This is a genomic window from Teichococcus oryzae, assembly GCF_008386565.1.
Classification (GTDB): domain Bacteria; phylum Pseudomonadota; class Alphaproteobacteria; order Acetobacterales; family Acetobacteraceae; genus Pseudoroseomonas; species Pseudoroseomonas oryzae.
Window position 1 is genome coordinate 186717 of the sequence record NZ_VUKA01000003.1, and the last position, 17973, is coordinate 204689.

Annotated in this window: 15 protein-coding genes; 2 read left to right on the plus strand and 13 right to left on the minus strand. The window is 70.8% G+C overall.

The genetic code is table 11. The features are described 5' to 3' along the window. Nucleotides 1–25 precede the first annotated feature (25 nt). The 5 genes from F0Q34_RS09530 to F0Q34_RS09550 all read right to left on the minus strand — a co-directional run bounded on the left by F0Q34_RS09530 (nt 26) and on the right by F0Q34_RS09550 (nt 4023). A complete protein-coding gene (locus F0Q34_RS09530) occupies nt 26–445 on the minus strand; it encodes a CopG family transcriptional regulator (RefSeq protein WP_149811972.1) in 420 nt (139 codons plus the stop codon). Nucleotides 446–555: 110 nt separating this feature from the next. Then, complete coding sequence (locus F0Q34_RS09535) at nt 556–990, minus strand: RbsD/FucU family protein (RefSeq protein ID WP_149811973.1); 435 nt, start codon at nt 988–990, stop codon at nt 556–558. Continuing rightward, complete coding sequence (locus F0Q34_RS09540) at nt 984–1838, minus strand: amidohydrolase family protein (RefSeq protein ID WP_149811974.1); 855 nt, start codon at nt 1836–1838, stop codon at nt 984–986. Before F0Q34_RS09540 ends, F0Q34_RS09535 begins: the two co-directional genes overlap by 7 nt. 66 nt (nt 1839–1904) lie before the next feature. Then, a complete protein-coding gene (locus F0Q34_RS09545) occupies nt 1905–2912 on the minus strand; it encodes a Bug family tripartite tricarboxylate transporter substrate binding protein (protein WP_161600817.1) in 1008 nt (335 codons plus the stop codon). A 112-nt stretch (nt 2913–3024) separates the two neighbouring features. After that, nucleotides 3025–4023: a Bug family tripartite tricarboxylate transporter substrate binding protein gene (locus F0Q34_RS09550; RefSeq protein WP_149811976.1), complete on the minus strand. Its 999-nt coding sequence runs from the start codon at nt 4021–4023 to the stop codon at nt 3025–3027. Between the two features lie 126 nt (nt 4024–4149). On the opposite strand from F0Q34_RS09550, the gene F0Q34_RS09555 reads away from it, so the two are divergent. Next, nucleotides 4150–5118: a LysR family transcriptional regulator gene (locus F0Q34_RS09555; protein ID WP_149811977.1), complete on the plus strand. Its 969-nt coding sequence runs from the start codon at nt 4150–4152 to the stop codon at nt 5116–5118. A 25-nt stretch (nt 5119–5143) separates the two neighbouring features. On the opposite strand, the gene F0Q34_RS09560 is transcribed toward F0Q34_RS09555, so the two are convergent. The 4 genes from F0Q34_RS09560 to F0Q34_RS09575 all read right to left on the minus strand — a co-directional run bounded on the left by F0Q34_RS09560 (nt 5144) and on the right by F0Q34_RS09575 (nt 10816). Next, nucleotides 5144–6064: a dihydrodipicolinate synthase family protein gene (locus tag F0Q34_RS09560; RefSeq protein WP_149811978.1), complete on the minus strand. Its 921-nt coding sequence runs from the start codon at nt 6062–6064 to the stop codon at nt 5144–5146. Between the two features lie 103 nt (nt 6065–6167). Next, a complete protein-coding gene (locus F0Q34_RS09565; RefSeq protein WP_241665413.1) occupies nt 6168–7931 on the minus strand; it encodes an IlvD/Edd family dehydratase in 1764 nt (587 codons plus the stop codon). Nucleotides 7932–8120: 189 nt separating this feature from the next. Beyond that, the gene (locus F0Q34_RS09570; protein ID WP_149811979.1) at nt 8121–9200 is read right to left on the minus strand and encodes an SDR family oxidoreductase; all 1080 of its coding nucleotides are present in this window, start codon (nt 9198–9200) and stop codon (nt 8121–8123) included. A gap of 41 nt (nt 9201–9241) precedes the next feature. Beyond that, the gene (locus F0Q34_RS09575) at nt 9242–10816 is read right to left on the minus strand and encodes an alpha-amylase family glycosyl hydrolase (protein ID WP_149811980.1); all 1575 of its coding nucleotides are present in this window, start codon (nt 10814–10816) and stop codon (nt 9242–9244) included. Between the two features lie 95 nt (nt 10817–10911). Here F0Q34_RS09575 and F0Q34_RS09580 point away from each other — a divergent pair, with 95 nt between their 5' ends. Beyond that, nucleotides 10912–12576, plus strand: a complete 1665-nt coding sequence (locus F0Q34_RS09580; RefSeq protein WP_149811981.1) for an alpha-amylase family protein — start codon at nt 10912–10914, stop codon at nt 12574–12576. A gap of 69 nt (nt 12577–12645) precedes the next feature. On the opposite strand, the gene F0Q34_RS09585 is transcribed toward F0Q34_RS09580, so the two are convergent. The 4 genes from F0Q34_RS09585 to F0Q34_RS09600 all read right to left on the minus strand — a co-directional run bounded on the left by F0Q34_RS09585 (nt 12646) and on the right by F0Q34_RS09600 (nt 17858). Beyond that, a complete protein-coding gene (locus F0Q34_RS09585; RefSeq protein WP_149811982.1) occupies nt 12646–14154 on the minus strand; it encodes an acetyl-CoA hydrolase/transferase family protein in 1509 nt (502 codons plus the stop codon). 142 nt (nt 14155–14296) lie between these two features. Further along, a complete protein-coding gene (locus F0Q34_RS09590) occupies nt 14297–15532 on the minus strand; it encodes an NADH-ubiquinone oxidoreductase-F iron-sulfur binding region domain-containing protein (RefSeq protein ID WP_149811983.1) in 1236 nt (411 codons plus the stop codon). Next, nucleotides 15529–17148: an FAD-binding protein gene (locus F0Q34_RS09595; RefSeq protein ID WP_149811984.1), complete on the minus strand. Its 1620-nt coding sequence runs from the start codon at nt 17146–17148 to the stop codon at nt 15529–15531. The genes F0Q34_RS09590 and F0Q34_RS09595 overlap by 4 nt, the downstream gene beginning before the upstream one ends. After that, nucleotides 17145–17858 carry a 4Fe-4S dicluster domain-containing protein gene (locus F0Q34_RS09600; RefSeq protein ID WP_149811985.1) on the minus strand — a complete coding sequence of 238 codons (714 nt, stop codon included), beginning with the start codon at nt 17856–17858 and terminating at the stop codon, nt 17145–17147. The genes F0Q34_RS09595 and F0Q34_RS09600 overlap by 4 nt, the downstream gene beginning before the upstream one ends. Between the last annotated feature and the right edge of the window lie 115 nt (nt 17859–17973).

Genomic DNA, 17973 nt, shown 5'->3' on the forward strand with positions numbered 1-17973 from the left:
AAGGGTTCAGGCGCGGCGCGGCGGGTCAACGGATCCGGTCGGCCAGGGCGGCCTTCACCGCCGCGCTGGCCTGCAGCGAGCCCAGCACCGACAGCGAGCCGATGGCGGCGCGGGCCAGTTCCGGCGACACATCGGCGGCGATGCTGGCCAGGCCCAGCACGCGGATATGGAGCGGTTGTCCCGCGGCCCGCGCGGCTTCCAGATCCTCGCGGCTGTAATGCCGCAATCCCAGGTCGAGGCTTTTGCGGGCCACGGATTGCCGGGCCGCCTCGGCATGGCGCTCCACCTGGTTGCGGATCGCGGTGCGGATGAAGTCGGTGCGGTTGGCGTAGAAGCCGTCCTGCACCAGCAGGTCGATATGGCCCAGGTCCACATAGCCCAGATTGATGGTGATCTTCTCGCTGTCCCCCGGCCTGGGGCGCAGCTCATGCAGCTTGGCAGCCATCGAAAACCATCCTCTCGCCATCCATGTGGATGGTAAATGGATGGCGAAGCAGCGGCTGCAAGGTTGGACGGCCATGAATCATGCTTTTCCACGACCGCGCCGCCCGGATTTCAGCCGGCGATGACGCCCTTGCGGATCAGGAAGCAGCCATAAGGGCGCGGATCGCCCGCCTGCACCACCGCGAAGGCCCGCTGCGCCGCCTCGTAGAAGGCGAAGCGCCCGATGCCATGCAGCGCCTCCCCCGGGCCGAGCAGCGCCTGCACGGCCCGCTGCGGCGGCGGAATGGCGGTGGGGTCGCCCACCACCTCCATGCGGCGCAGCGGGTGCGGCTCGAAATCATCGACCGGCAGCACGGACAGGATGGCCCGCGCAGCCCGTTCAACAGGGATCCCGGGAAGCCGGATCAGGCGGCCGGAGGGGGTGGCGCGGGCGATGCGCTCGGCCGGATGGTTGGCGTCCACCAGGGCGAGGTCGTCGCCATGCCCCATGGCGGCCAGAACCCAGAGCAAATCCGCCGAGAGCAGCGGGTCGATCGATTTCAGCATGGCGGGCGGCCTCGCCCGGACAGGTAGATGCGGGCGGCGGTGCCACCGAACACGGCGCCCCGTGCCGCCTCCGGCACCAGCGCCTCCGCCGCCGCGCGCCATTTCGCGTAGCCGCCGGCGAGGTTCACCACCGGCCAGTCGCTGCCCCACATCACGCGCTCCGGCCCGAAGCAGCGCAGGATTTCCGCCGCATAGGGGCGCAGCGTTTCGATGTCCCAGTCCGCCGGAGCCTCGGTGGCCAGGCCGGACAGCTTGCAGCAAAGATTGGGGTGGCGCGCCAGCTCGGCCAGCGCCTCCGCCCAGCCGGAGGCGCCCTCGGCGATAGCGGGCTTGCCGCCATGGTCCAGCACCACCGAAAGGCCGGGATGGCGGTCCAGCAGCGGCAACAGGTGCGGAAAGTGGCGCGGCCGCAGCAGGGCGTCGAACACCAGCCCGTGTCGCGCCATGGCCGCCAGGGCTGGCGCCAGGGCGGGGCGCAGCAGCCAGTCATCGTCGGGGATGTCGTGCACCATGGGGCGCAGCCCGACCAGCAACGGATCGGCGGCCAGCTCGGCGATGCGGCGCGGCGCATCGGCGTCCTCCAGGTCGGTCCAGCCGACCACCCCCGCCACCAGCTCGTCGCCGCGCGCCAGTTGCAGCAGGAACTCGGTTTCCGCCTCGGTCGGGGCAGCCTGCACCAGGATGGTGGCGGTGATGTTGTGGGGCGCCAGGAGCGGCCGCAGATCCCCGGGGCCGAAATCGCGGTGGATCGGCGCCAGGGCGGGTGTCAGCCAGCCGTAATCGCCGCGCGACAGGCGCCAGAAATGCTGGTGCGCGTCGATGCGCGCGGCCGCCACGGTGCCGGACATGCAGCGATCCTCCCCCGGTTGGGCTGTTTTTGCCTGCCGGGGGTGGATGCTACATCCGGCGCGGCATCAATCCAGTCGGATATTGGCTTCCCGCACCAGCCGCGCCATGCGCTCCCGCCCGTCGCGCAGGTAATTGGCGAAATCGGCTGGGGCGCTGCCCACCGGCTCGGCGGCGAGCTGCGCCAGCCGCGCCTTCACCTCCGGCTCGGCCAGCACCGCGGCCAGTTCGGCATGCAGGCGGGTGACAATGGGCTCCGGCAATCCGGCGGGGCCGAACAGCGCCGACCATTCGCTGAACTCGATGCCCGGCAACCCGGCCTCGGCGAAGGTCGGCACCTCCGGCCGCACGCCGACGCGCTTGCCGCTGGCCACGGCCAGGAAGCGGGCGCGGCCGCTGTCCACCGTCGGGCCGGCGGACAGGGCGGTGATGAACACCGCGTCCAGTGTTCCCGCCGCCAGATCCCGCGCCGCGTCGGCGCCGCCGCGATAGGGCACATGCGTCACCTCCACCCCGGCGCGCTGCTGGAAGGCGACCAGCGCCAGGTGCCCGGCGGTGGCGTTGCCCTGGGTGCCGACGCTGATCTGCCCCGGCCGTTCCCGCGCCGCGGCGATGAACTCGGCCAGGCTTTGCGCCGGAAAGCCGCTTTTCACCGCCACCACCTGCGGAAAGGTCACGGCCAGGGAAACCGGCGTGAAGGCGGTGGCATAGTCGAAGGGCAGGCCGCGCAGCAGCGACGGGTTGACGATGTGGGAGGACGCATCGAACAGCAGCGTGGTACCGTCCGGCGCCGCCTGCGCCACCGCCGCGCCGCCGACCGAGCCGCTGGCGCCGGTGCGGTTTTCCACCACGATGGTCTGGCCCAGCCGCTCGCCCAGGCGGGGCGCGATGCTGCGGGCCGCGGAATCGGCGGCGCCGCCCGCGGCGAAGGGCACGACCAGGCGGATCGGCCGGGCCGGGCTCCAGGCGGCGCCCTGCGCGGCGACCAGCCGGGGCGCGGCCAGCGCGCCTCCCACGGACCCTCCAAGGGCCAGCAGCGCGCGGCGGCGGAGGCGGAACGGAACCAAAGACGTCATAACGGCTTTCCCCTGCGGCCGGGTGGGTGGCGCCGGCTCTTCTGGACCTGCGCCATCCATAGCCATGCCGCCGCCGCCGCGACAGCCCGGAAGCGGGGGGGAAAAGCGCGGATCAGCCGGCGGTGATGTTGTTGGCCCGCACCACCTCGCCCCACAGCTTGTGGTCGTTGCGGACGCGGCGGTCATAGTCCTCGATGGTGCCGCCGCCCGGCTCGTCGCCCTGCTCGGTGATGCGGCCGGTCACGGCGGGGTCCTTCAGCGCCTGATTCAGCGCCGCGTTGATCCGCGACACGATCTCGGGCGGCGTGCCCTTGGGCGCCGAGATGCCGATCCAGGAGGTGATCAGGAAATCCTGCAGCCCCTGCTCGGCCGCCGTCGGCACATCCGGAAAGGCGGGGGCGCGGCTTTCGCCGGTGACCAGGATGGCGCGCACCTGCCCGGCCTTGACATAGGGCGCCACCACCGAGGCGGCGTCGAACATGGCGCTGAACCGGCCGGCGATGAAATCCTGCATGGCCGGGCCGCTGCCGCGATACGGCACGTCCTGCATGTCCGGCTTGCCGATGCGGGAGCGGAACAGCTCCATCGCGCAATGCGACATGCTGCCGGCGGCGGGTGTGCCGTAATCGATGCCGCCCTTCTGCGCTTTCACCCATTCGACGAACTCGGGCAGCGTCCTCGCCGGCACGGAAGGATGCACGCACAGCATCAGGGAGCTTTTCAGCGCCAGCCCGCAGGACACCAGGTCCATCGGATCGACGGTCATGTTCGGGAAGGTGTGCGGGTTGATCGCCATGGCGCTGGAATTGGCGGCCAGCAGCGTGTAGCCGTCCGGCCGCGCGCGCACGACATATTCGGTGCCGATATTGCCGCCGGCGCCGCCGCGGTTCTCCACCACCACGGGCTGGCCCAGCGCCGCCGCCATGCCCTGCTGCACGATGCGGGCGGCGAAGTCGGTCTGGCCGCCGGGCGGGAAACCCACCACCAGCGTCACCGGCCGGGTCGGCCAGGATTGCGCGCGCGCCAGCGACGGCAGGGCCAGAATGCCGGCGCCGGCGCCCAGCAGGGCACGGCGGGACAACGACCGGACAGGGTCGGAACAAGGCTTCATGGCAAACGTTCTCCCAGGAAGGGGCGGCCGGAGGCGGCCCCGCTTGCCGCCAGCAGTAGGAAAGCGCGGCAGGCCCGTCTAATGCCAAATTCCGAGCGATTCATACCGGAAGAGATATGTCCCCGCATGGCCTCCCGCCTGCCCCCCACCTGGTTCGCCCGTGCCCGGCTGAAGCTGCGGCATCTGCAATTGCTGGCGGCGCTGGATGACACGCGCAACCTGAACCGCGCCGCCCAGGGGCTGGGCATCACCCAGCCCGCCGCCTCCAAGCTGCTGGCGGAGATCGAGGCGATGGTGGGCACGCCCGTGTTCGAGCGCCGCCCCCGCGGCCTGTCCCCCAATGCGGCCGGGGAGGTGCTGCTGCGCCGCGCCCGCTCCGTGCTGGTGGAGCTGGAACAGGCCGCCGCCGAGCTGAACAGCCTTCGGGAAGGCGCCTTCGGCCATGTGGCGCTGGGCACGGTGACGGCGCCGGCGGTGGACATCGTCGCCCGCGCGGTGGAGGCGGTGCAGCGCGCCCAGCCCAATCTGCGCGTCAGCGTCGAGGTGGATGCTAGTGCGCCGCTGGTGGAACGGCTGCTGGCGGGACGGCTCGACATGGCGCTGGCCCGCATGCCGCCCGATGTGGCGCCGGGCCTGCTCGACTACCTGGAGGTGGGCGAGGAAGCGGTGTGCCTGCTGGTGCCGGCCGATCACCCTCTGCCGGGGGACGCGCCTTCCGCCCTCGCCGCCCTGCTGGATTATCCCTGGGTGCTGCCGCCGCCGCACACCCTGCTGCGGCAGGAGGTCGATGCCCTGTTCCTGCGCGCCGCCCTGCCGCGGCCGGCGCGGGTGCTGGACACCGAATCCATCCTGCTGGCGATGGCGGCGCTGGCCCAGGGCCCGTCCATCTGCGCGGTGACGGCCTCGGTCGCCGCGCTGCTGGCGCCGGACGGGCGCTACCGCCGCCTGCCGCCGCTGCTGGACGCGCCGCCTTTGGTGGTGCGGCCCTACGGGCTGATCCGCAGCCGGCTGCGCCCGCTTTCCCCGGCGGCATCGCGGCTGCACCACCAGCTTTGCGCCGAGCTGTTCCGCCGCGAAACCGCCGGTCCCGCCTGAGGGACCGGCCTGACGCCCGCGATCCTCAGCGCCCCCAGCGCAGCACCATCGCATCCAGGGAGGAAGCGATCTCGATCAGCCCCTTGCGGGTCTCCGGGTGCATCGGCGCCAGCGGCCGCCGCACATGGTCGGAGCGGATCACGCCGCCTTCCTGCATCAGCACCTTAGCGGCCCCCAGCCAGCCCTGCCGGTTCTCGTAGTTGATCAAGGGCAGCCAGCGGTTATAGGCGGCCATCGCCCCGGCGCGGTCGCCCGCGGCCCAGGGGTCCATGATCTGCCGGATGCCGTCCGGATAGCCGCCGCCGGTCATCGCGCCCGTGGCGCCGGCATCGAGGTCGGCCATCAGCGTGATCGCCTCCTCCCCGTCCCAGGGGCCGACAATGGCATCCCCGCCCAGTTCCAGCAGCGTGCGCAGCTTGGCGGCGGCGAAGGGCACCTCGATCTTGAAGTAGGAGACATTCGGGATCTCCTTCGCCATGCGCGCCAGGAAGGAAGCGGAAAGCGGCGTGCCGGCCACCGGCGCGTCCTGGATCATGATCGGGATGTCGATGGCATCCGACACGGCGCGGAAGAAGTCATAGATGCCGGGCTCCGGCACGCGGATGGTGGCGCCGTGATAGGGCGGCATGATCATCACCATCGCCGCGCCCGCATCCTGCGCGCGGCGGCTGCGCTCGGCGCAGATATGCGTGGCGAAATGCGTGGTGGTGACGATGACCGGCACGCGACCGGCGACGTGCTTCAGCGCGACCTGCATCACCTGGTCGCGCTCCTCATCGGTCAGCACGAACTGCTCGGAGAAATTGGCCAGGATGCAGAGGCCGTGCGAGCCGGCATCGATCATGAAGTCGATGGCGCGCTTCTGGCCTTCGGGGTCGAGACGGCCATTCTCGTCGAACACGGTGGGAACGACGGGGAACACGCCGCCATAGGGTGATGATGCCATTGGTTGTTTCCTCCTCTGCAAGGCGGGGAGGCACAGCGTCCCCGCATCCGGCCAGTGCCGGCAAGATCCCCGAGCCAGGGACGCTTCCGTCCCCGGCCACCGCTCAATGGTTGTCGCGCGGCACCGGCGAGCCGCTGCGCCCGACCAGGAAGTCGAGATCGACGCCGTGATTGGCCTGCTGCACGTGGTCCACATACATCCTGACGTAGCCGCGATCGGCGGCCAGCGGCGGCGGCACCCAGGCGGCGCGGCGCGCGGCCAGCTCCGCCTCGTCCACATGCAGGTGCAGCGAGCGCGCGGCGACGTCGAGGGTGATCATGTCCCCGTTGCGCACCAGGGCGAGCGGCCCGCCGGCCGCGGCCTCCGGTGCCACATGCAGCACCACGGTGCCGTAGGCGGTGCCCGACATGCGCGCGTCCGAGATGCGGATCATGTCCCGCACGCCCTGTTGCAGCAGCTTCTTCGGGATCGGCATGTTGCCGACCTCCGCCATGCCGGGATAGCCCTTCGGGCCGCAATTCTTCAGCACCATGATGCAGGACGCGTCGATGTCGAGGCTGTCATCGTCCTTCAGCGCGTGCAGCTCCTCGATGTTCTCGAACACCACGGCGCGGCCGGTGTGCTTCATCAGCTCGGGTGAGGCGGCGGAAGGCTTGATCACGGCGCCGTCGGGCGCCAGGTTGCCGCGCAGGATCGCCATGCCGCTTTCCTCCTTGAACGGCTTCTCCAGCGGCGTGATGACCTCGGGGTTGAAGCATTCCGCATCGCGGACGTTCTCCCAGACCGGCTTGCCGTTGACGGTGGGCGCGTCCTTGTGCAGCAGCCCGGCCTCGCCCAGCTGGCGCAGCACCACGGGCAGGCCGCCCGCGTAATAGAAATCCTCCATCAGGAAGCGCCCCGAGGGCATCAGGTCCACCACGCAATGGAGCCCCCGGCCAAGCCGGTCGAAATCCTCCAGCGTCAGCTCGATGCCGACGCGGCGGGCGATGGCCAGCAGATGCACCACCGCGTTGGTGGAGCCGCCAATGGCGCCCAGCGTGCGGATGGCGTTCTCGAACGCCTCGCGCACCAGGATCTTCGACAGCACCAGATCCTCATGCACCATGGCCACGATGCGGCGGCCGGCGAGGCGGGCCATCTCGTTGCGGCGCGCATCCACCGCCGGGATCGCGGCATTGCCCGGCAGGCCTACGCCCAGCGCCTCCACCATCGAGGCCATGGTGGACGCCGTGCCCATGGTCATGCAATGGCCGGAGGAGCGGTTCATCCCCGCCTCGGCCTCGTGGAACTCCTCCAGCGTGATCTCGCCGGCGCGCAGCTGCTCGCTCATGGAGATGATGTTGGTGCCGGAGCCGATGATCTGGCCGCGATACACGCCGCGCAGCTGCGGCCCGCCGGACACGCCGATGGTGGGCAGGTCGGCCGAGGCCGCGCCCATCAGCAGGGCGGGCGTGGTCTTGTCGCAGCCCATCAGCAGCACCACGCCATCCAGCGGATGGGCGCGGATGCCTTCCTCCACATCCATGGCCGCGAGGTTGCGGTACAGCATGGCGGTGGGCCGCATCGTCACCTCGCCAAGGGAGGAGACGGGGAATTCCAGCGGAAAGCCGCCCGCCTCCAGCACGCCACGGCGGACATGCTCGGCGATGGTGCGGAAATGACCGTTGCAGGGGTTCAGCTCGGACCAGGTGTTGCAGATGCCGATCACCGGCTTGCCCTCGAACTGGTCCTGGGGCGTGCCGCTGTTCTTCAGGAAGGAGCGGTAATAGAAGCCCATCTTGTCCTGCCGGCCGAACCAGGCCTGGCTGCGAAGGGGCTTGCCCGCATGGGTCATGCCCGGCTGGGGCTTGTTGTTGTTTTCGCTCATCGGGACGTCTCCGGCATCGGGGCGGAGGCGCGCCCCACCTTTTCCCAAGCTGTAGACCGCACCGCCATCACGGTCCAATAGGTTCTCAGCCCGGAGACATGCCGGATTCGATATGCGGGCCGCCGATTCGGCCGCAGGAACGGGAAGCCTCGCGCCCGTTGCCCGGCCCCGGCGCGCGGCCAGCCCGTTTCAGCCGAGCCAGCGCCGGCCAGCGCCTCGCCACACGGTGGCAGGATGGCGGCGGGGCTGCCGCGCCAGCAGGGCAAGGGCGGGCACGGCCAGGGCGGCAAGCCCGACCAGGCCGAGGCCCACCGCCGTCGCCACCACCGCATCGCGCGCACGGCTGGTGAAGTATTCCTGCCGCGCCGGCTTCACCCGGTCGGTGAAGGGGCCGTCAATGCCGGGGTCGCCCGGGCGCGGCTCGAACAGGTTGCCATCCGGATCGGGCGGCGGCTGCGAGGGGTCCAGCTGCGCCGACCACATCTGCCCCGCCTTGCGATCGGCGAAGCCAGGCACCAGCGCCTGCGCCGCCGCCATCTGCACCGTGGAACGCCCGACCCAGACCTCCCGCGCCGGCCGCTGCGCGGCGTCCAGGATGGCGGCGGCGCAAAGCCGCGGATCAAACACCGGGTCGGGCGCGTTCTGGGCCTGCCCCATGTGGTTGCGGGTGCGGCGGAATTGCGGGGTGTTCACCGCCGGCAGATACACCACCGTCAGCGTCACCGCCGAGCGGTCATGCAGCAATTCGGAGCGCAGCGCATCCGTGAAGCCCTGCACCGCCTGCTTGGCCGCGCAATAGGCCGATTGCAGCGGCGCCGCCCGCAGCCCCAGCCCGGAGGACACCTGGATGATGGCGCCGCGGTTGCGCGGCTTCATCCGCCGCAGCGCCGCCAGCGTGCCGAAGACCTGGCCGTGATAGGTGACGTCGGTGACGCGCCGCAGCTCCTCGGGCGTGAGATCCATCACCGGCGCGATCATCGTCGCCATGGCGTTGTTGACCCAGACCTCGATCGGGCCCAGTTCGCGCTCGATGCGTTCCGCCGCGTCCTCCATGGCGGCGGCCTCGGCCACATCCACCGACAGGCCGAGCGCCGGCGCGCCCAGCGTCCGCAATTCCGCCTCGGTGGAACGCAGCCGTTCCTCGCCGCGCGCCAGAACGGCCACGGCCCAGCCATCGTGGGCGAAGGCCTGGGCGGTGGCGCGGCCAATGCCCATGGTGCCGCCAGTGACCACCACCACCTTGCGGCGCGCCGGATTCATCTTGCTCATCGCGTCGGTTCCGTTCCTTGCCTGGGCCTGTACCGGCCCCTTCACGCGGCGCCCCGCAGGATCACGCCCTCATGGCCGCGCAGCTCGGCCCCGCCATCCATCCGGCCAGGCACGCGGTCCGGCAGGGTGGAAAGCAGCAACTCGCCCGGCGGCCATGCCACCCTGGCCGGCGCGGCGCCGAGATTTAGCAGGACCCACCGCTCCTCCCCGTCCAGGAAACGGCGGAAGCGCAGCACGTCGCCTTCCGCCGCCACCGCATCGATGGCGCCGTTGACCAGCACGGCATCCTGGCCGCGCAGCGCGATCAGCCGGCGATACAGGTGGAGGATGGAATCCGCGTCGCCCTCCAGCGCCGACACCGGCGGGGTGGCGCCCAGCGGCAGCCAGGGCTCGCCGCTGGTGAAGCCCGCACCCGGCGTCTCGTCCCACAACATGGGCGAGCGCTGCGGATCGCGCCCGAGGCCGAGGCCGGGCTGGTTCCGCTCCGCCGGGTCGCGCACGCGGTCGGGCGGAACCGGCACGTCCAGCATGCCGATCTCGTCGCCGTAATACAGGGTCGGCGTGCCGCGCAGCGTCAGCAGCAGCATCGCCGCCACCCGCGCCTGCGCCCCGCCGACACGGCTGGCGATGCGGGGCTGGTCATGATTGCCCAGCACCCAGTTCGGCCAGCCGCCTCGCGGCAGCGCCGCCTCGTATTCGCGGATGATGCGGGCGATGCCCTCCGCCTGCCATGGCGCGGTGATGAGCTGAAAGTTGAAGGGCAGGTGCGCGCCGCGCAGCCCTTCCCCGTAATAGGCCACCAGCCGGGGCACGGGCAGGTAGATCTCGCCGATCATCAGCCGGTCCGGGTATTCGTCGATCACCTGGCGCAGCTCGGCGATCACCGCATGCACCTCCGGCTGGTCGGCGCCATACAGGTCGAGCAGCCGGTCGCGGGGGGGATGGCCGTGCCGCCATGCCTCGTTCACCGGATTGTCGCGGAACTGCGCGTCCTTGATCAGCAGCCAGATCACGTCCACGCGGAAGCCGTCCACGCCACGCTCCAGCCAGAAGCGCAGCACCGCCTTCATCGCCTCCCGCACGGCCGGGTTGCGCCAGTTCAGGTCGGGCTGCTGCTTCAGGAAGGAATGCAGGTAATACTGGCCGCTCGCCGCGTCCCATTCCCAGGCGCTGCCGCCGAAATGGCTGAGCCAGTTGTTGGGCGGCCCGCCATCCGGCGCTGGGTCGCGCCAGACATACCAGTCGCGCCATGCGCTGCTTCGGCCGGAGCGGCTTTCCCGGAACCAGGGATGCTGGTCGGAGCTGTGGTTGGGCACGAAATCGAGGATCACGCGCAGGCCGCGCCGGTGCGCCTCCGCCACCAGCGCGTCGAACTGCGCCAGCGTGCCGAAGATCGGGTCCACGCCGCAGTAATCGGCCACGTCATAGCCGAAATCGGCCATGGGCGAGGGCTGGATCGGCGACAGCCACAGCGCGTCCACCCCCAGCGACACCAGGTGGTCGAGCCGCCGCGCGATGCCGGCCAGGTCGCCGATGCCATCCCCGTCGCTGTCCTGGAAGGAGCGCGGATACACCTGGTAGATCACGCCGCGCTGCCACCAGAGCAGTTCATCCATGCCGAAAACCTTTGCCGTTCCGCCGGCCTTACAACGCCAACGCCCTTCCCGGGTTCCGTCCGGGCGGATTTCGCCTGAAAGGGAAGCTCCTCCGCATGATCGACGACCTCTGGTACAAGAACGCCATCGTCTACTGCGTGTCGGTGGGCAGCTACATGGATTCCAACGGCGATGGCGTCGGCGATTTCGAGGGGCTGACGCGGCGCCTCGATTATCTTCACGGCCTCGGCATCACCACCATCTGGCTGATGCCCTTCCAGCCTTCCCCGCGGCGCGACAATGGCTATGACATCACCGACTATTACGGCGTCGATCCGCGCTACGGCTCCCTCGGCGATTTCGTGGAGTTCGCGCATGGCTGCAAGCAGCGCGGCATCCGCGTCATCATGGACCTGGTGGTGAACCACACCTCCGACCAGCATCCCTGGTTCCAGGCGGCGCGCAGCGACCCGAAGTCACCCTACCGCGACTGGTATGTCTGGGCGGACAAGAAGCCGGCGGGAGCCGACAAGGGCGTGGTGTTCCCCGGCGTGCAGCACACCACCTGGACGCGCGACAAGCAGGCCCGCGCCTATTACTTCCATCGCTTCCAGGATTTCCAGCCCGACCTCAACACAGGCAACCCGCATGTGCAGGCCGAGATCCTGAAGATCATGGGCTTCTGGCTCCAGCTCGGCGTTTGCGGCTTCCGCATGGACGCGGTGCCCTTCGTGATCGCCGAGAAGGGCGCGCAGGTCCGCAAGCCCGTCGAGCAGTATGACATGCTCCGCAGCTTCCGCGAGTTCCTGCAATGGCGGAAGGGCGACGCCATCATCCTGGCCGAGGCGAACATCCCGCCCGAGGTCAGCATGGAGTATTTCGGCCATGACGGCGACCGGCTGCACATGGTGTTCAACTTCACCGTCAACCAGGCGCTGTTCCATGCCCTGGCCACCGCCGACACATCCCTGCTGACGCAGGCGCTGGAGGAAACCCGCGGCCGGCCCGCCACCGGCCAGTGGGGCCAGTTCCTGCGCAACCATGACGAACTGGACCTCGGCCGCCTGGCACCGGAACAGCGCCAGGCGGTGTTCGATGCCTTCGGCCCGGACAAGGACATGCAGCTCTATGACCGCGGCATCCGCCGCCGCCTGGCGCCGATGCTGCAGGGCGACCGCCGCCGGCTGGAACTGGCCACCAGCCTGATGCTGACCCTGCCCGGCACCCCCGTGTTCCGCTATGGCGACGAGATCGGCATGGGCGACGACCTCCGCCTGCCGGAGCGCGAATGCGCCCGCACCGCCATGCAATGGTCGGACGAGCCCCATGCCGGCTTCAGCAAGAGCCCGGAGCCCGGACGGCCGGTGATCGCCGAGGGGCCGTTCGGCTTCGCCCATGTGAACGTGGCGCAGCAGCGGCGCGATCCCGCCTCCCTGCTGAACTGGACCGAACGCATGATCCGCATGCGCAAGGAGGTGCCGGAGGTGGGCTGGGGCGATTTCGCCGTGCTGCCCACCGACACGCCGGGCGTGCTGGCGCTGCGCTATGACTGGCGCAACAATTCCGTTCTGGTTGTGCACAATCTGCGGCCCGAGGCCTGCGAGGTGCGGCTGGAGCCCGGCGCCAGCGGCTCGCATGACGGCCTGCTGATCAACCTGCTGTCCGAGGACCACAGCCGCCCCGAGAAGGGGCGTGAGCACCGCCTGCTGCTGGAGCCTTACGGCTATCGCTGGTTCCGCGTCGGCGGGCTGGACTACCTGCTTCGCCGCAGCGAGATCTAGGGCGGCGCCCCTTCCTGCCCCGCCTGGGGTTCCGCGCATCGCCCAAGGCGGAAGCCACCAGGGGACGCCCTAGATGGCGCCCGCTTCCGGCTTCATGCTGCCGGTGCGCTGGCGTCGCAGATGCCAGGAGAAGGCTTCCTCCAGCAGGTGCGGGGTGTGGCCGCCACGCTCCCGCGCGGCGCGCTCGGCATAGTCCCGCAGCGCGTCGCGGTAATCGGGATGGGCGCAGTTGTTGATGATCCGCCCCGGTCGCTCGCGCGGCGAAAGGCCGCGCAGATCGGCCAGCCCGTGCTCCGTCACCAGCACGTCCACGTCATGCTCGTTGTGGTCCACATGCGTCGCCATCGGCACCACGGTGGAGATGGCGCCGCCCTTCGCCGTGGAGCGGCCGACAAAGATCGACATGTAGGCGTTGCGGGCGAAATCGCCCGAGCCGCCGATGCCGTTCATCATCTGCGTGCCCTCCACATGGGTGGAATTGACGTTGCCGTAGATGTCGAATTCCAGCGCCGTGTTGATGCCGATGATGCCGAGGCGGCGGATCACCTCGGGATGGTTGCTGATCTCCTGCGGGCGCAGCACCATGCGCTTCTTGTAGGCGTCGAGGTTCTCGTTGAAGCGCCGGGTCATGGCCGGCCCCAGCGTGATGGATGAGCCGGAGGCGAAGGCGAGCTTGCCGGAATCGAACAGGGCGATGGTGCTGTCCTGCAGCACCTCGCTGTACATGCGCAGGTCGCGGAAGGGGCTGTCGATCAGCCCGTGCATCACCGCGTTGGCGATGGTGCCGATGCCAGCCTGCAACGGCGCCAGGCCCATGCCGAGCCGGCCCTGCTTCACCTCCTGCTTGAGGAACTCGATCAGGTGGGCGGCGATGGCGTTCGTCTCGGCATCGGGCGGCTCGTTGGCGGAAGGGCTGTCGCTCTGCTCGGTGAAGACGATGGCGGCGATCTTGGTGGGCTCGATCGGGATGTAGGGCAGGCCGGGGCGGCTGTCGCAGGCCAGCACGGGCACCGGCTCCCGGTGCGGGCGGCGGGTCGGGATGTAGATGTCGTGCAGCCCTTCCAGCGCCAGGGGCTGGGTCAGGTTGATCTCGACGATCACCTTCTCGGCCAGGATGGCGAAGCTCGCGGTGTTGCCGACGGAGGTGGTGGGCACCACGCCGCCATCCTCCCGGATCGCCACCGCTTCCACGATGGCGTAGTCCATGGGCCCGATCTGGCGGGAGCGCAGCATCTCCACCGTTTCCGACAGGTGCTGGTCCACGAACATCACCTCGCCCCGGTTGATGGCGGCGCGCAGCACCGGGTCCACCTGGAAGGGCAGGCGGCGGGCCAGCACGCCGGCTTCGGTCAGGCGGCGGTCGATGTCGTTGCCGAGCGAGGCGCCGGTCATCAGCGTGATCCGGAAGGGGTCCGCCGCGGCGCGCTCGGCCATGGCGATCGGCACCGCCTTCGCCTCCCCCGCGCGGGTGAAGCCGCTCATGCCCACGGTCATGCCATCCTTGATCAGCGCCGCGGCCTGCTCGGCCGTGCAGACCTTGTCGATCAGCGAAGGGCGGCGCATCCGGTGGTTGTACATGACGAGGGCTGGCTCCTGTGCAGGATGGTGGCTTGAGCTATCCAGGGATGCCCCGCCGAACAACCCTGCATTGTGGATGGGCAGCAATGACTGGACAGCCGGGTCGCGCCGTAATACCCCCGGTCCCTGCCCTTTGCCGCCGTCAGCCGCGCCGCAGCGCCCCCTCGTATTCCGCCCGGAAGGTGCGGAGCGAGGAAGCCAGCACCGTGGCCGCCCCGTCCACCAGCCCGCAGCGGCCGCTGCCCGGCAGGAGTTCCGCCAGGTTCTCCAGCGCCTGCAGGTCGCCCGGACGCCCGGCGCCGCCCTCGATCCGCTCCAGGATGCGCGACACCTGGTGCGTGCCGATCTTGCAGGGCGGGCACTGGCCGCAGGAATTGGCCGCGAAGAAAGCGACATATTCCGCCGTCTTGCGAAGGATGCTGGTGCCCTCCCCCACCACGATCATCGCCCCTGTGCCGAGGCGGGAGCCGCGTGCCCGCAGACTGTCGAAATCCAGCGGCGCGTCGAGGTCACCGGCGGTCAGCAGGGTGTTGGAGGGGCCGCCGGTGAAGACCGCCTTGAAGGCCTTGCCGCCCAGCATGCCCCCGCCATGCTCGAAGACGAGGCTGCGGAGCGGGGTGCCCATGGGCAGCTCATGCAGCCCCGGGCGCAGCACGTCGCCCGAGAGCGAGAAGAGCTTGGTGCCCGGCGCGCCGCCCAGGCCAAGGCCACGGTACCATTCCGGCCCGCCGCGCAGGATCTGCCCGGCATGGGCCAGGGTCTCGACATTGTTCACCAGGGTCGGCGCGCCCTCCACGCCCCGCTCCGCCGGAAAGGGCGGCTTCAGCGTGGGAAAGGGGAAGCCACCCATGACGCTGGCCACGGCCGCCGTTTCCTCGCCCCCGATATAGAGGCCGGAGCCGGTGACAACGAGGAGGCGCAGGCTTTCCCCGATGGCGGCGGAAAGCCGCGCGAGGAGCGGATGCGCCTCCCATTGCATGACGGCCTCGCGCAGCACCCGCACCGCCGCTTCCTCGCGCGGGTTGACGTAGAGCACGACCGTGGCGGCGCCGACGGCCAGCGCCGCGACCAGCGCCCCCTCGATCACCTGGTGCGGCGTGCGGGAGAGCAGGAAGCGGTCCTTGAAGGTGCCCGGCTCGTCCTCGTTGCCGTTGCAGACCACCCATTTGCCGGGGCCGGGCCGCGCCGCCACAGCCGCCCATTTGTGGTGGGTGGGGAAGCCCGCGCCGCCCAGGCCGCGCAGGCCGGCGGCCTCGATGGCCGGGATGATCCCGGCGGGCTCGGCCAGGGCGCGCTCCAGCCCCTCCCCGCCGCCGGCCGCCATCCAGGCGGCGAGATCGGCGCCGACGCAGCGGCGCTCATCGGTCAGGACCTTCATGCCGCCCTCCCCCGCTCGGTGGCCATGTCGAAATTGCCATAGGGCGGAAAGACCAGCGGCGCCTTGCGGGTGAGCGGCAGGCCCTGCGCGATCAGGGCGCGGCGCCAGTCGGCCAGATGCGTCAGGCCGATGTTGCGCGGGCGCTCGGCCCGCGCATCGGCGGCGGCGGCGCGCCCGGCGCGGCGGCCAAAGGCCACCAGCTCCAGCAGGGCATTGCCCATCATGCGGTTGCGGCCATGCAGCCCGCCCGTCACCTCGCCGGCACAGAACAGGCCGGGCACGCCGCTCCAGCCCTCGGGGTCGATGGCGATGCCGCCATTCTGGTAATGCAGCGTCGGGCGGACCAGGAAGGGCTCCACCGCCGCATCGAAGCCCGCGCGGCGCGCGAGATGGGTGAGCGTGACAAGGCCCTTGCCAAGGATGCCGGGCTTGGCCCGCTCCAGCCCCGGCGTGTCGAGAAAGACGCCTTGGCCGCTGCCATGGGCGATGCCCCGCCCCTCGGCGATCTCGCGCAGGATGGCGGCGGCCACCACGTCGCGCGTCTCCAGCTCGTCCACGAAGCGCTCGCCCAGGCCATTGACCAGGGTGGCGCCGGAGGCACGGGCCGCCTCGCTGACCAGCTGGCCCTCCATGGAAGGCGGCCAGGCGATGCCGGTCGGGTGATACTGGAAGCTGTCCACCTCGCGCAGCGCGGCGCCGAGGCGATAGGCCAGCACCAGCCCGTCCGCCGTGGCGCCATAATGGTTGGAGGTGGGAAAGCCCGCGATGTGCAGCCGCCCGGCGCCGCCCGTGGCCAGCACCGTGGCACCGGCGCGGGCCAGCACGGTGCGGCCCTGCCCGAGATCGTGCAGCGCGGCGCCGGCGCAGCGCCCGCGGTCATCGGTCAGCAGTTCCAGCGCCGGGTGGCGGTCCAGCAGGGTGATGCCGGGGGCGAGCAGCACAGCCTCCCGCAAGGCCCGCATCATCTCGAGCCCGGTGAAGTCGCGATAGGAGAGCAGCCGCGCCGCCGTGGCGCCGCCGGGCTTCTTGCGCAGCAAGGTGCCGCCCATGCGCTCGCTGCCCTCGGCGAGGTCGAAGCTCATGCCCTCCTGGATCAGCCAGCGGATCACCGCCGGACCGTCCGAGACCAGGGCCGCCACCAGCGCCTTGTCGGCGGCGAAATGGCCGGCGCGCAGCGTGTCCTCGAAATGGCGCTGGAGGCTGTCCTCGGCCCCCACGGCGGCCTGGATGCCGCCCTCGGCCATCACCGTGTTGCTGTCGCCGAGGCGCAGCTTGGTGGCGAGCAGCACCCGCGCCCCCGCCCGCGCCGCCGTCAGCGCCGCGACGCAGCCGGCGCCGCCGCCGCCGATCACCAGCACATCCGCTTCCAGCAGCGGCGCGCCGGCGATGTCCAGATCCTCGACCAGGGAGTCGGAGTGCAGCAGCGCCGCCAGCTCCGCCCGGCAGGAGAGGCCGGCGCTGGCGCCGATGCGGAGCGGCACTATGGCGCCGGGCTGCCGGTCCGGATGGAAGCGCTCCAGCAGGTCCGGCACCGGCAATGGCAGGGCCTGCGGCGGCGCGGGCGCCCGGGCGCGCCAGGCGGCCAGGGCCTCCGCATGGGGGATGCCGCCGCTCATGGCCGCCCCTGGGATCCGGCGGCAGGCGGACTGGCCGCCGGGGCTTTGGCCTCAGGGGGGTTGGCGCCGGGCGCCTCGAAGTCGATCGGCTGCCCACCCTGCTCGATCTCGCGCAGGCGGCTGATCAGGTCGGCGGGGCGGAGGGTGAGGGCGGCGCTCATGCGCCGGACGAACTGGCCCAGATGCGCCGGGTCGATATGCTCCGGGCAGGCGGCGACGCAAAGGTTGCACATCACGCAATGGTCGAACAGGGCGGCGGCGGAAAAGGCCCGCCCCTCGGCGGCGAGGTTCACCATGCGCTGCACCTCGATGCCCTTGGGGCAGGCGCGGTCGCAGCCGCTGCAATGGCGGCAGTTCCTGGCTTCGGGGAAGACGGCGTCGATCTGGTCCAGCGCCGTCCAGCTGTCGGTGAGCGCGTGGAGGTCATAGGCATGCGGGCGCCGGGCCGGGAAATGGTCCAGAAAGGAAACCTGCATCCCCTCCTCCGCCAGCGTCTCGCAGGCCAAGGCGGTGCCGGCGAGGCGCTCGCCCGGCCGCCGCACCAGCACCCGGCAGGCGCCGCAGACGCCCTGGCCCATGCAGCCGACATTCTCGGTCAGCGGCAGGCCCGCCGCCGCCCAGGCCTGCAACAACGAAGACCCGGCTTCCGCCCCGATGGCATGGCCCTCGAAGACCAGCCGGACCGGCGGCGTGGCGGCGTTGTCGGCCATCGGGGCCCTCCTCGGCGGCGTTGCGCGGAACAGCCTGCAAACTGTCGCGGAACCGCCGCAGGGGCAAGCAGCCGCCCGCCGGAAACGGGCGGGCGGCTGCGGCAGATCAGTGCCG